Genomic DNA, 10,560 nt, shown 5'->3' on the forward strand with positions numbered 1-10,560 from the left:
AAACGGCTCACTCGCGGTCGCCGCCGAACACGCCCAGCAGCATCAACAGGCTCTGGAACACGTTGTACAGGCTCAGGTACACGCCCAGCGTGGCGCTGATGTAGTTGGTTTCCTCGCCGTCCTGCACGCGCTTGAGGTCGACGAGGATGAAGGCGGAGAACACACCCACGGCTAGCACGGAAATGGTGATCATCAGCGCGCTGGACTGGATGAACACGTTCGCCACGGCCGCCACCACGATCAGGATCGCGCCGATGAACAGGAACTTGGCCATGTTCGACAGGTCGCGCTTGATGATGGTGGACAGCGAGGCCATGCCGAAGAACACGGCGGCGGTGCCGCCGAAGGCCATCATGATCAGGCTGGCGCCGTTGGAGAAGCCCAGCACCATCGCCAGCAGGCGCGACAGCATCAGGCCCATGAAGAAGGTGAAGGCCAGCAGGATCGGCACGCCAGCGGCCGAATTCTTGGTCTTTTCGATCGCGAACATGAAGCCGAAGGCGCCGCCCAGGAAGACGATCAGGCCCAGGCCGCCCGTGAGGCTGGCGGTGATGCCGGTGCTCACGCCCACCCACGCCCCCAGGACCGTGGGCAGCATGGACAGCGCCAGCAGCCAGTAGGTGTTGCGCAGCACGCGGTTGCGTTGCGTGGCGCTGGCCGAAACAGCGGTGCCGAAGCGGCCGTTGGTTTGCACGTGGTCGGACATGGTGGAATTCTCCTTAAGTCTGCCGTAAGACTCTGGCATTGTGCACGAGGTTCCTTGGGGCCCTCAAATTCCTGGCCGGCGCCCTTGGGCCTCCGGTAAGGGCAGTTGTGACTGTCGGGTCAGGAATCGCCGGGTTATCGTCGGGCTTTCCTGCTTTTCGATCTTGAATACAGAAAGACGTTCATGAAGACCAAACACCAGCTCGACGCCGCCGACGTGAAGGCCATGGCCGCCGCCGCCGAGGCCGAGGCCCTGAAAAACCAGTGGCACGTGACCATCGCCATCGTGGACGACGGCGGCCACCTGCTGTGGCTGCAGCGCCTGGACGGCGCGCCGGCCATCTCGGCCCACATCGCGCCCGCCAAGGCGCACACGGCCGCGCTGGGTCGCCGCGAGAGCAAGGTCTACGAGGACGTCATCAACCAGGGCCGCACCTCGTTCCTGAGCGCGCCGCAGCTGCAAGGCATGCTGGAGGGCGGGGTGCCGGTGATGAAGGACGGCCAGTGCATCGGCGCTGTCGGCGTGAGCGGCGTGAAGTCGAGCGAGGACGCGCAGATCGCTCGCGCGGGCATCGCCGCGCTCGGTCTTTGAGGATCGGGTAAAAAACGCCTGGCTAACGGCGGGTGACCGCCCTGGCTGGCTAAAAACGACGCGCGGGGATGGAGAATCCCCGGGTCGCCCCACGATACGTGACGCGGTCCCCGCCCCTCAGGGCGTGGGCTCCGTGATGAAACCGATCTTGCGCAGCCCGGCCTTCTGCGCCGCGGCCATGGCCAGGGCCACGCGCTCGTAGCGCACGGCCTTGTCGCCGCGGATGTGCAGCTCGGGCTGCGGGTCCTGCGCGGCGGCGGCGCTGAGCCTGCCCTCCAGTTCGCCATCGGCCAGGCGCTGGTCGTTCCAGAAGTACTGGCCCTCGGCGTTCACCGAGAAGCGGATGTTCTCGGGCTTGTCCTGCACTTTTTCGACGCTCACCTGCGGCAGGTCGATGTTCACCGCGTGCTGGATGACCGGCACCGTGATGATGAAGATGATGAGCAGCACCAGCATGACGTCGATGAACGGGATCATGTTGATCTCGCTCATGACTTCGTCGCTGGTGTCTTGCGTGCCAATGGCCATGTGATCAACCCCGCTGTTGCTGCTGCTTGATGGGCAGTACCTTGCCCTCGGCGCCCACGCTCACGCGGGCACCGGTGACGAAGTAGGCGTGCAGGTCGTGCGCGAAGCGGTTGAGCTTGTGCAGCACGGCCTTGTTGCCACGCACCAGCGCGTTGTAGCCCAGCACGGCGGGAATGGCCACCAGCAGGCCCAGGGCCGTCATGATCAGGGCCTCGCCGATCGGGCCGGCGACCTTGTCAATGGCCACCTGGCCCGAGCTGCCGATGCTCAGCAGCGCGTGGTAGATGCCCCAGACCGTGCCGAACAGGCCGACGAAGGGCGCGGTGGACGCCACCGAGGCCAGCACCGACAGGCCACCCTGGGCGCGGATGGTGAAGTCGTCCACGCTCTTGCGCAGGGCGCGCTCGATCCAGTCGCTCACGTCCAGGTTGTCGTGCAGCTGCGGTCGGCTGGCGCCGTCCTGGTGGGTGATGTGGCGTGCGGCCTCGCGGCCCTCGATGGCGGCGGTGCGGAAGGGGTTGCCGTCGGCGTCGCCGAGTTTTTCCAGGCCTTCGGCGAAGTCGCTGCTGTGCCAGAAGCCTTCGACGCCGCGCGCCTGCGCGCGCTGGGCGCGCAGGTCCAGCGCCTTCCACAGGATGATGATCCACGAGGCCAGCGACATGGTCAGCAGCACCAGGGCGACGCTGCGGGTGACCCAGTCACCCTGGGTCCAAACGTGGGCGAGGCCGGATGAGACGAACGGCGAATCCATGAAAAGCGGGCTCCTGAGAAAAAGCGGTTGACTTCAGTTCGAAAAGTTCAGTTCGAAAACGATCGGCACCTCGACCCACATGGCCACGGGTTCGCCACCGCGCTTGCCGGGCACGAAGCGCCAGCGCAGCACGGTGTCGACGGCGGTCTTGTCCAGCCGCTCGAAGCCGCTGGAGCGGGCCACCTCGACCCGGCTGGGCATGCCCTTGGTGTCGACGAAGGCGCGCACCAGCACCCGTCCCTGTTCGCCCATGCGCTTGGACAGCGAGGGATAGGCGGGCTTGGGGTTGCTGAGGTAGTCCGCATCGCTGGAGGGGGGGATCACCACGGGCGCTGGCGCTGGCGGTGCAGGCGGTGCCGGCGCGGGCGCCGGCGCGGCCACCACGGGTGCCGGCGGCGCCGGCACCACGGGCTCGGGCGGCGCGGCCTGGATCGGCGCGGGGGCGGGCGAGGGCGTGGCCACCGGCAGCGGGCGCGGCGGCGGCGGGGCCGGGCGCGGCTTGGGCGGCGGCGGCCTGGGCGCGGGCGGCGCAGGCGCCGGGGCCGGCGGTTCGGGCGTCACCTGGGGCTGCGGCAGCTCGATGAGCTCGGCCATCACCTCCACGGGAATCACCAACTCCACCGCGCGGCGCAGCAAGCCGCTCTGCAGGGCCCAGACCGCCAGCACGTGAAAACCCACCACCGAGCCGACCACGGCGAGGCGGCGGTTCAGGCGCCGCGACGGGGCCGGTGCGGGGACGGTCGTGTCAAAGCTCATTCGCGTCGAAAGATCCAGTACAGCGCGATCAGCGTCAGCATGAGACTGGCAACGTGAACGACGAGGCCTGTGATCATGGAGGACATCCTTTCGCGACAGCGGCGCACACGGGGTGTGACAGGAAAGTGGAGGCATTCTAAACGAGAATGTTTCGCATTCTCATGGTTGGCGCAAAAAAATTCCGCCGACACACCGCCGAGTCCGATTGTGCGCTTCGGCGAGGGCTTGCCCGATCGATCCCGGCAGGCGAGTGAGGGTCTGTTTTGAGAGTAAAAACAATTCTCATTTATGATCCAAACCCATCGACGAACCCGCCTGATCACTCCCATGCCCCCTTTCCTGTCCCGTCCCGCCGCCCGGTGGGCCCCCGTCCTGCTCACGGGCGCGCTGGCCTGGCCCGGCCTGTCCAGCGCGCACAGCCTGCTGCTGGTCTGCCAGCCCGCCGCCGACAACATGGTGCAGTGCAAGGGCGAGTTCTCCGACGGCAGCGATGCGGCCGGCATGGCCGTGTCGGTGAAAGCCTACGACGAGCGCGTGCTGGCCAAAGGCACGCTGGGTGGCGACTCCACCTGGCGCTTCCACCCGCCCGAGGGCGAGTATTTCGTGCGCCTGGAAGACGGCGGCGAACACTCGGTAGAGGTGGACCACACCGACGTCAAGCCATGAGCGCCGCTGCGCGCCGCGGGGAGGTGTCCGCATGACCACCCAAGTGGTGCGGCCGGCCGGCGCCGGCCACGAAACCCTGTGGGTGCTGCTCGCCGCGGCGGGTGTGCTCGCCTTGGCGGCGCTGGTCGTCGGCGTGCGCTCACAGGCCCCGGCCGCCGCCGCCCTGGCCGCGCACCAGGTGGACGCGCGCACGCAGCTGAACGCGGCCGAGCAGGGCGTGCACGCCGACCTGCTGGTTGCCGCCGATGAGATCGCCGCGCTGCGCGACGAAGACCAGGCCATGCCCACGCTGGACCGCCTGCGCGAACTGGGCCTGCCGCCCTTCGCCCCCGGCCCCGAGGCGCGTGCCCGCGGTGCGCACGAGTGGCGCTCGAGCCCGCAGGGGCAGGACCTGGCCTTCGTCGGCCGCAGCGCCGAGCCGCAGGTGGCCGCGTCCCTGCTGCTGCGCGTGCCGGCCACGGCCGTCGCCGCCGCCGATGGGCACGCGCACCACCACGCGGTCGAGATCTGGATCCAGCGCGAAGGCCCCGTGGTCTGGCCCGAGGGCATCGACGGCCCGGCGCTGATGCGCCAGGGCTGGCGCCAGGTGGTCACGCGCTACGACGCCGGCGTGACGCGCAAGGACATCGCGCACTGAGCCCGGCGCCCACTTTCACCGAAGACATCACCATGCAAGACCTTCAGATGCCCTTGGCGCGCCGCCGCCTGCTCGCGGCCCTGGCCAGCACGCCCCTGGCGCTGGCCGCCACCGGCCTGCCCGCCTTCGCCCAGGCCAGGCGCCTGCGCGTGGGCGTGACCCTGCACCCCTACTACAGCTACGTTGCCAACATCGTGGGCGAGCGCGCCGAGGTGGTGCCCGTGATTCCCGCCGGCTTCAACCCGCACGCCTACGAGCCGCGCACCGAAGACATCAAGCGCATCGCTTCGCTCGACGCGATCGTGCTCAACGGCGTCGGCCACGACGACTTTGCGGGCCGCATGATCAAGGCCAGCGAGAAGCCCGACCTCAAGGTGATCGAGGCCAACGCCCAGGTGCCGCTGCTGGCGGCGGTGGGCGCGGGGCGCGGCACCTCGGGCAAGGTGGTGAACCCGCACACCTTCCTGTCGGTCACGGCCTCCATCTCGCAGGTCAACACCATCGCGCGCGCGCTCGGCCAGCTCGATCCCGCCAACGCCGCCGCCTACACCGCCAATGCCCGCGCCTACGCGCAAAAGCTGCGCAAGCTGCGCGCCGACGCGCTTGGCCAGCTGGTGAAAACGCCGGGTGCCGATTTCCGCATCGCCACCATCCACGGCGCCTACGACTACCTGTTGCGCGAGTTCGGCCTGGAGGTGGCGGCGGTGGTGGAGCCGGCGCACGGCATCGAGCCCAGCCCGGCGCAGCTCAAGGGCACCATCGATCAGATCCGTGCGCTCGACGTGAAGGTGATCTTCTCGGAGATGGACTTTCCCTCGGCCTACGTCGACACCATCCGCCGCGAGACCGGCGTGCGCCTGTACGCGCTCACGCACATCTCGCACGGGCCCTACACGGCCGAGAAGTTCGAGCAGGACATCGCGAAGAACCTCGCCACCGTGGTGCGCGCGATCCAGGAGGCGGCGTGAGCGCGGGGCGCCCCGGCGCGCCGCCGCGCGGGTCGTCGCCTCCCGGCGCCGACGGCCCGGCGGGCCGTGGCGGGCCCGCCCTGGCGTTCGACGGGGTCTCCCTCACCCTTGGCCAGACCGGGATCCTGCAAGGCGTGGACCTGCGCGTGGCCGCCGGTGGCGTGCATGCCCTGGTGGGGCCCAACGGCGGCGGCAAGAGTTCGCTGTTCAAGGCGCTCCTGGGCCAGGTCCCGCACCGCGGCCGCATCGCCCTGGAGTGGCCGGGCGAGCGGCCCGGCGTGGTGGGCTACGTGCCGCAGGCCCTGGCCTTCGACGCCGGCTTGCCGATGACGGTGCTGGACTTCATGGGGGCCATGTGCCAGCGCCGCCCGGTGCTGCTGGGCCTGTCGCGGCGCTGGCAGGCGCCGGTGGAGCAGGCCTTGCGTCGGGTGGGCATGTGGGACAAGGCGCGGCGCCGCATGGGGGCGCTGTCGGGTGGCGAGCGCCAGCGGGTGCTGCTGGCGCAGGCGCTGATCCCCGCGCCCGACCTGATCCTGCTCGACGAACCCATGTCCGCGCTCGACGAGGCCGGCATGCGCGTGTTCGAGGACCTGCTGGCGCACTGGCGCGAGCGGCGCACCACGGTGCTGTGGATCGAGCACGACCTGGACGCCGTCACGCGCCTGGCCGACCGGGTGACCGGCCTGAACCGCCAGGTGCTGTTCGACGGCGCGCCCACCGAGGCGCTGACGCCGCAGCGCGTGCTGGCGCTGTTCTCGCACCGCCCGCGGCACGAGGGCGCATCCGCCGCCGAGGAGGTGGCCGCATGACCGGTCTGATCGAGGCCTTGCGCCACGCCATCCAGCGCCTGGCCGAGCACGGCGCGCTGCCGAACTCGCTGAGCTATGGCTTCGTGGTCAACGCCGTGCTCGCGGGCTTGTGCATCGGCCCCGTGCTCGGTGGCCTGGGCACGCTGGTGGTGGTCAAGCGCCTGGCCTTTTTCTCCGAGGCCGTGGGCCACGCGGCGCTCACCGGCGTGGCCATCGGCATCCTGCTGGGCGAGCCCTACACCGGGCCCTACGGCAGCCTGTTCGCCTACTGCACGCTGTTCGGGCTGCTGCTGATGTACCTGCGCAACCGCACCGGCCTGTCGCCGGACACGCTGATCGGCGTCTTCCTAGCGGTCTCGCTCTCGCTGGGCGCCAGCCTGCTGCTGGTGCTGTCGGGCCGCGTGAACATCCACATCCTGGAGAACGTGCTGTTCGGCTCGGTGCTCACGGTGGACACCAGCGACCTGCTGGTGCTGCTGGTGGTGGCCACGCTGGTGGTGGCGCTCACGCTGCCGCTCTACAACCACTTCATGCTGGCCAGCTTCAACCCGCAACTGGCCAGCGTGCGCGGCGTGCGCGTGAAGCTGCTCGACTACCTGTTCGTGGTGCTGGTCACCCTGGTCACCGTGGCCTCGGTCAAGGTCATCGGTGCCATCCTGGTGGGCGCGCTGCTGATCATTCCGGCCGCGGCCGCGCGCCTGCTGAGCCTGTCGCTGCGCGGCTTCTTCTGGCTCAGCGTGCTCATGGCCACCCTCAGCACGCAGGTCGGCATCCTGGTGCCGATCGAACTCGAGCTGCCGGTGCCTTCGGGCGCGGCCATCATCCTCACCGCTGGCGCGCTGTTCGGGCTCGCCGCCATCGTTCGCGGCTTCACGCCCGCCCTCAAAGGACACGCCGGATGAACCCACGCTCCGTTTCCCGCCGCCTGGGCGGCGCCTGTCTGGCGGCGCTGCTGATCGCCACCGCGCCGCTGGCGGCGCACGCTCAGACCGCCGCCCCCGCCGCTCCGTCTGCCGCGACCCCTGCCGCGCCCGCGCGCCTGCTGGTGGCGCACCCGGTGGTGGCCTCGCTCACACAAGCGGTGGTGCAGGGCACCGGCATCGCGGTGCTGCGGCCCGTGCCCGAGACACTGCCGGCGAACCGCCAGCTCGCCTTCTTCGGCAGCCGCGGCGCGGCCGGCCTGGCCCAGGCCGCGCGCCAGGCCGACGCGGTGATCGCGCTGCGCTCCATCTGGCCCGACGACCCGCTGTTTCCGCTGGCGCGGCGCCAGAACATCCGCCTGATCGAGATCGACGCCGCGCGCCCGCTCGACGCCTCGCTGCCCGGCATCGCGCTGCGCGAGGGCGCGGACCCGGCAGCCGCGCTGCCCTGGCTCGACGCCGTGAACCTGGGCCGCATGGCCGACGTGATCGCGGCCGACGTGTCGCGCCTGGTGCCGCACGCCAGGCCGCGCCTGCAGGACAACGCGGCCGCGCTGCGCCAGCGCCTGCTGGCCGTCACCGCGCGGAGCGAGGCCCGCCTGGCGCGCGCGGCCAATCTCTCGGTGTTCAGCCTGTCCGACCGGCTGGACTACCTGGTGAGCGGATTCAACCTGGACCTGGTGGGTACCGATTCGCGTGAGGACGATGCGGCCTGGACACCCGAAGCCCTGGCGGCGCTGACACAGCGCCTGCGCGACGGCTCGGTGGCCGCCGCGCTGCACCACCGCGAGCCGCCGATCGCCGTGGCGCAGGCCGTGCAAGCCGCCGGCGCGCGGCTGATCGTGCTGCAGACCGAGGGCCGCGACCCGCTGGCCGATCTGCAGGCCAACGCCGAGCGCCTGGGCGCGCTGGCGCCGTGAGCCCTCAGGGCTCGTACTTGTAGCCCAGGCCGTACACCGAGTGGATGAGATCGCGGCCCGGCGCGGCGTCCTCGATCTTGCGCCGCAGCTTCTTGATGTGGCTGTCCACCGTGCGGTCGGAGACGATGCGCTCGTCGCGGTACATCGCGTCCATCAGCTGCTCGCGCGAAAAGATGCGGCCCGGCCGCGCGCTCAGCACCTTGAGCAGCTGGAACTCCACCACGGTCAGGCCCAGGTCATGGCCGTCGAGTGTGGCGCGCCAGGCGGCTTCGTCCAGTCGCAGGCCGCCCGGTGCGCTGGCGGGCGCGTGCCTGCCCCGGCGCAGCACCGCCTTCACGCGCGCCACCACCTCGCGCGGGCTAAAGGGCTTGCAGATGTAGTCATCGGCGCCCAGCTCCAGGCCCAGCAGGCGGTCGATTTCCTCCACGCGCGCCGTGACCATGACGATGGCCGGCGCCGGCCGGCCGGGCTGGCCGCTGCGCAGGGCCTTGCACACGTCCAGCCCGCTCTTGCCGGGCAGCATCAGGTCCAGCAGCACCAGGTCCACGGGGTGCTCGGCCAGCCAGCCCTCCACCTCGTCGCCGCGCGTGAGGTGGTGCGTCTCGAAGCCCGACTGCGCGAGGTAGTCGAGCAGCACGCCCGCGATCTTGTTCTCGTCCTCGACGATGAGGATGCGGCCCGCCGGTTCAACCATGCGCGACCTCCGTGTGCAGCGGCAGCCAGATGTCCCAGCGCAGGCCGCCCAGCGCGCTCGCCGCGGCGATCATGCGGCCGCCATGGCCTTCGATGATGGCGCGCGCGATGGCCAGGCCCAGGCCCGAGCCGCCGCTGGCGCTGGCACGCGATTCGTCCACGCGGTAGAGCCGGTCCGTCAGGCGTGGCAGGGCCTCGGCTGGCACGCCGGGCGCGGAGTCTTCCCAGCTCAGGCGCGCTTCCTGGCCCTCGCGCGTCAGGCACACGCGCAGCGTGGCCGGGTCCTTGGTGTAGCGCCGCGTGTTCTGCAGCAGGTTGGCCAGCACTTGGTCGAGCCGGTCGCCATCGGCGCGCACGCGCAGGCCGGCGGGCAGGTCGGTGTGCAGCTGCAGGCGCGGGCCCGGCCGCGCGGTGGCGTCGTGCAGGTAGTCGGCCACGAAGGGGCCCAGGTCCAGCGGCGCGAAGCGGTAGTCCAGCGCGCCCAGGTCGGACAGGGAGAGCAGGCGCAGGTCATCCACCAGGCGCGTGAGGCGGTTCACTTCCTGCGCAAGCGAGTCGAGGTTGGCTGCGTCGGGCCGGCGGATGCCGTCCTGCAGCGCTTCGATCTCGGCGCGCAGCGTGGCCAGTGGCGTGCGCAGCTCGTGGGCGATGTCGGCGATCCACTGCTGGCGCGCCTGGCGCGCGGCCTGCAGCGACTCGGCCATGCGGTTGAAGCCGTCGGCGAGCTGGGCCAGCTCGTCGTGGCCCTGGGCGTTCAGGCGCACCCCGTAGTCGCCCTGCGCGATGGCGGTGGTGCCAGCGCCCAGGGCGCGCAGGCGGCGCGACAGCCACTGCGCGATCAGCGCCGCGTTCAGCAGCACGGCCGCGAACAGGCCGAGCGCGATGGCCGCGTAGGTGCGCGCCTGCTGCGCCTGGAATACGCGCTCCAGCGAAGCCACCATCTGCAGGCGCGGCACATAGCCCAGGTAGCCGACCAGGCGCTCGTCCACCGTGATGGGCTTGAACACGGCCTGCTCGGCGCGCCACTCGGGGCCGATGAGCACGCGGCGCTCGGCGTCCAGCAGCAGCAGGCGCGGGTCGATGGTGAGCGCGGGCGGGTTGCCGGGCGGCGGCGCGTCGGTCGGTGGGCGCGAGGCCGATGGCGCGGGTGCGTTCGCGGGCGGCGGAGCGCCGGGCGGCTGGCCCTGTTCACCCGCGCGGCGCGGCACGCGCCCGGAGCCCAGCACCTCGCGCGAGAGTTCGAACCAGCGCTCGCGGTCGTTCACGATCCAGTCCCAGTGGCCCTGCTCGCGGTAGCCATTGGCCAGGCGCACCACCAGGGGCTGCAGACGCGTCTCGTCGGCCTTGTTCAGGTACTCGACCAGGCCCTTGTCGAAACTCCAGCTGTAGATGAGGTAAGCGGCCATCACCAGCACCACGTTGGCGCCTGCGATGGCCAGGAAGAGCTTCACGCGCAGCGAGTCGAAGCGCGAGAGCCAGGCGCGGGAGCGTGCGCGGGAAGGGGACGGGCCGGCGGACATGGGGCGAGCCTAAACCGGAATCGCGCAAACACTGTGCAAGGCCGGCGCCTGGCCGGGTCCCTTGTGTGAACCGGTCTTCGCATGCCGTGCGTTTT

Annotated in this window: 13 protein-coding genes; 7 read left to right on the plus strand and 6 right to left on the minus strand. The window is 70.7% G+C overall.

The genetic code is table 11. The annotated features are described in order from the left end of the window. Positions 1 to 7: 7 nt before the first annotated feature. Complete coding sequence (locus DY262_RS04785; RefSeq protein WP_070397943.1) at positions 8 to 706, minus strand: Bax inhibitor-1/YccA family protein; 699 nt, start codon at positions 704 to 706, stop codon at positions 8 to 10. A 183-nt stretch (positions 707 to 889) separates the two neighbouring features. Between DY262_RS04785 and DY262_RS04790 the strand changes: the two genes are divergently transcribed. Beyond that, the gene (locus tag DY262_RS04790; RefSeq protein WP_116957825.1) at positions 890 to 1,297 is read left to right on the plus strand and encodes a GlcG/HbpS family heme-binding protein; all 408 of its coding nucleotides are present in this window, start codon (positions 890 to 892) and stop codon (positions 1,295 to 1,297) included. Positions 1,298 to 1,414: 117 nt separating this feature from the next. Here DY262_RS04790 and DY262_RS04795 read toward each other — a convergent pair whose 3' ends face one another. From DY262_RS04795 to DY262_RS04805, 3 genes are read right to left on the minus strand one after another with little or no spacing between them, the layout of a single operon-like run. Then, the gene (locus tag DY262_RS04795; protein ID WP_116957826.1) at positions 1,415 to 1,825 is read right to left on the minus strand and encodes an ExbD/TolR family protein; all 411 of its coding nucleotides are present in this window, start codon (positions 1,823 to 1,825) and stop codon (positions 1,415 to 1,417) included. A 4-nt stretch (positions 1,826 to 1,829) separates the two neighbouring features. Further along, positions 1,830 to 2,576: a MotA/TolQ/ExbB proton channel family protein gene (locus DY262_RS04800; protein ID WP_116957827.1), complete on the minus strand. Its 747-nt coding sequence runs from the start codon at positions 2,574 to 2,576 to the stop codon at positions 1,830 to 1,832. A 33-nt stretch (positions 2,577 to 2,609) separates the two neighbouring features. After that, positions 2,610 to 3,332 carry an energy transducer TonB gene (locus DY262_RS04805; RefSeq protein ID WP_116957828.1) on the minus strand — a complete coding sequence of 241 codons (723 nt, stop codon included), beginning with the start codon at positions 3,330 to 3,332 and terminating at the stop codon, positions 2,610 to 2,612. A 327-nt stretch (positions 3,333 to 3,659) separates the two neighbouring features. Between DY262_RS04805 and DY262_RS04810 the strand changes: the two genes are divergently transcribed. Genes DY262_RS04810 through DY262_RS04835 form a run of 6 tightly spaced genes read left to right on the plus strand, consistent with a single transcriptional unit; the run spans position 3,660 to position 8,252 of the window. Next, the gene (locus DY262_RS04810) at positions 3,660 to 3,998 is read left to right on the plus strand and encodes a hypothetical protein (protein ID WP_116957829.1); all 339 of its coding nucleotides are present in this window, start codon (positions 3,660 to 3,662) and stop codon (positions 3,996 to 3,998) included. A gap of 31 nt (positions 3,999 to 4,029) precedes the next feature. Then, on the plus strand, positions 4,030 to 4,635 hold the full coding sequence (locus tag DY262_RS04815; RefSeq protein WP_116957830.1) for a DUF6162 family protein: 606 nt from the start codon (positions 4,030 to 4,032) through the stop codon (positions 4,633 to 4,635). 32 nt (positions 4,636 to 4,667) lie between these two features. Further along, positions 4,668 to 5,603 carry a metal ABC transporter solute-binding protein, Zn/Mn family gene (locus DY262_RS04820; protein WP_220377552.1) on the plus strand — a complete coding sequence of 312 codons (936 nt, stop codon included), beginning with the start codon at positions 4,668 to 4,670 and terminating at the stop codon, positions 5,601 to 5,603. Next, on the plus strand, positions 5,600 to 6,412 hold the full coding sequence (locus tag DY262_RS04825) for a metal ABC transporter ATP-binding protein (RefSeq protein ID WP_245980818.1): 813 nt from the start codon (positions 5,600 to 5,602) through the stop codon (positions 6,410 to 6,412). Before DY262_RS04820 ends, DY262_RS04825 begins: the two co-directional genes overlap by 4 nt. Beyond that, positions 6,409 to 7,314 (plus strand): metal ABC transporter permease, encoded by a 906-nt coding sequence (locus DY262_RS04830; protein ID WP_116957831.1) that lies wholly within the window; start codon positions 6,409 to 6,411, stop codon positions 7,312 to 7,314. Before DY262_RS04825 ends, DY262_RS04830 begins: the two co-directional genes overlap by 4 nt. Beyond that, positions 7,311 to 8,252, plus strand: coding sequence for a metal ABC transporter solute-binding protein, Zn/Mn family (locus DY262_RS04835; protein ID WP_116957832.1), 942 nt, complete (start codon positions 7,311 to 7,313; stop codon positions 8,250 to 8,252). Before DY262_RS04830 ends, DY262_RS04835 begins: the two co-directional genes overlap by 4 nt. 4 nt (positions 8,253 to 8,256) lie before the next feature. Here DY262_RS04835 and DY262_RS04840 read toward each other — a convergent pair whose 3' ends face one another. Then, a complete protein-coding gene (locus tag DY262_RS04840) occupies positions 8,257 to 8,946 on the minus strand; it encodes a response regulator (RefSeq protein WP_116957833.1) in 690 nt (229 codons plus the stop codon). Beyond that, positions 8,939 to 10,465: an ATP-binding protein gene (locus DY262_RS04845; protein WP_116957834.1), complete on the minus strand. Its 1,527-nt coding sequence runs from the start codon at positions 10,463 to 10,465 to the stop codon at positions 8,939 to 8,941. Before DY262_RS04845 ends, DY262_RS04840 begins: the two co-directional genes overlap by 8 nt. Positions 10,466 to 10,560 lie beyond the last annotated feature (95 nt).

The sequence above is a fragment of the Hydrogenophaga borbori genome (genome assembly GCF_003417535.1).
GTDB classification, from domain to species: domain Bacteria; phylum Pseudomonadota; class Gammaproteobacteria; order Burkholderiales; family Burkholderiaceae_C; genus Hydrogenophaga; species Hydrogenophaga borbori.

What these genes read in the sequence shown, in the direction of transcription:
- DY262_RS04835 (WP_116957832.1), top strand. Translation starts at nt 7,311, where the DNA reads ATGAACCCACGCTCCGTTTCCCGCCGCCTGGGCGGCGCCTGTCTGGCG.
- DY262_RS04830 (WP_116957831.1), top strand. Translation starts at nt 6,409, where the DNA reads ATGACCGGTCTGATCGAGGCCTTGCGCCACGCCATCCAGCGCCTGGCC.
- DY262_RS04785 (WP_070397943.1), bottom strand. Translation starts at nt 706, where the DNA reads ATGTCCGACCACGTGCAAACCAACGGCCGCTTCGGCACCGCTGTTTCG.
- DY262_RS04810 (WP_116957829.1), top strand. Translation starts at nt 3,660, where the DNA reads ATGCCCCCTTTCCTGTCCCGTCCCGCCGCCCGGTGGGCCCCCGTCCTG.
- DY262_RS04815 (WP_116957830.1), top strand. Translation starts at nt 4,030, where the DNA reads ATGACCACCCAAGTGGTGCGGCCGGCCGGCGCCGGCCACGAAACCCTG.
- DY262_RS04800 (WP_116957827.1), bottom strand. Translation starts at nt 2,576, where the DNA reads ATGGATTCGCCGTTCGTCTCATCCGGCCTCGCCCACGTTTGGACCCAG.
- DY262_RS04820 (WP_220377552.1), top strand. Translation starts at nt 4,668, where the DNA reads ATGCAAGACCTTCAGATGCCCTTGGCGCGCCGCCGCCTGCTCGCGGCC.
- DY262_RS04845 (WP_116957834.1), bottom strand. Translation starts at nt 10,465, where the DNA reads ATGTCCGCCGGCCCGTCCCCTTCCCGCGCACGCTCCCGCGCCTGGCTC.
- DY262_RS04805 (WP_116957828.1), bottom strand. Translation starts at nt 3,332, where the DNA reads ATGAGCTTTGACACGACCGTCCCCGCACCGGCCCCGTCGCGGCGCCTG.
- DY262_RS04840 (WP_116957833.1), bottom strand. Translation starts at nt 8,946, where the DNA reads ATGGTTGAACCGGCGGGCCGCATCCTCATCGTCGAGGACGAGAACAAG.
- DY262_RS04795 (WP_116957826.1), bottom strand. Translation starts at nt 1,825, where the DNA reads ATGGCCATTGGCACGCAAGACACCAGCGACGAAGTCATGAGCGAGATC.
- DY262_RS04790 (WP_116957825.1), top strand. Translation starts at nt 890, where the DNA reads ATGAAGACCAAACACCAGCTCGACGCCGCCGACGTGAAGGCCATGGCC.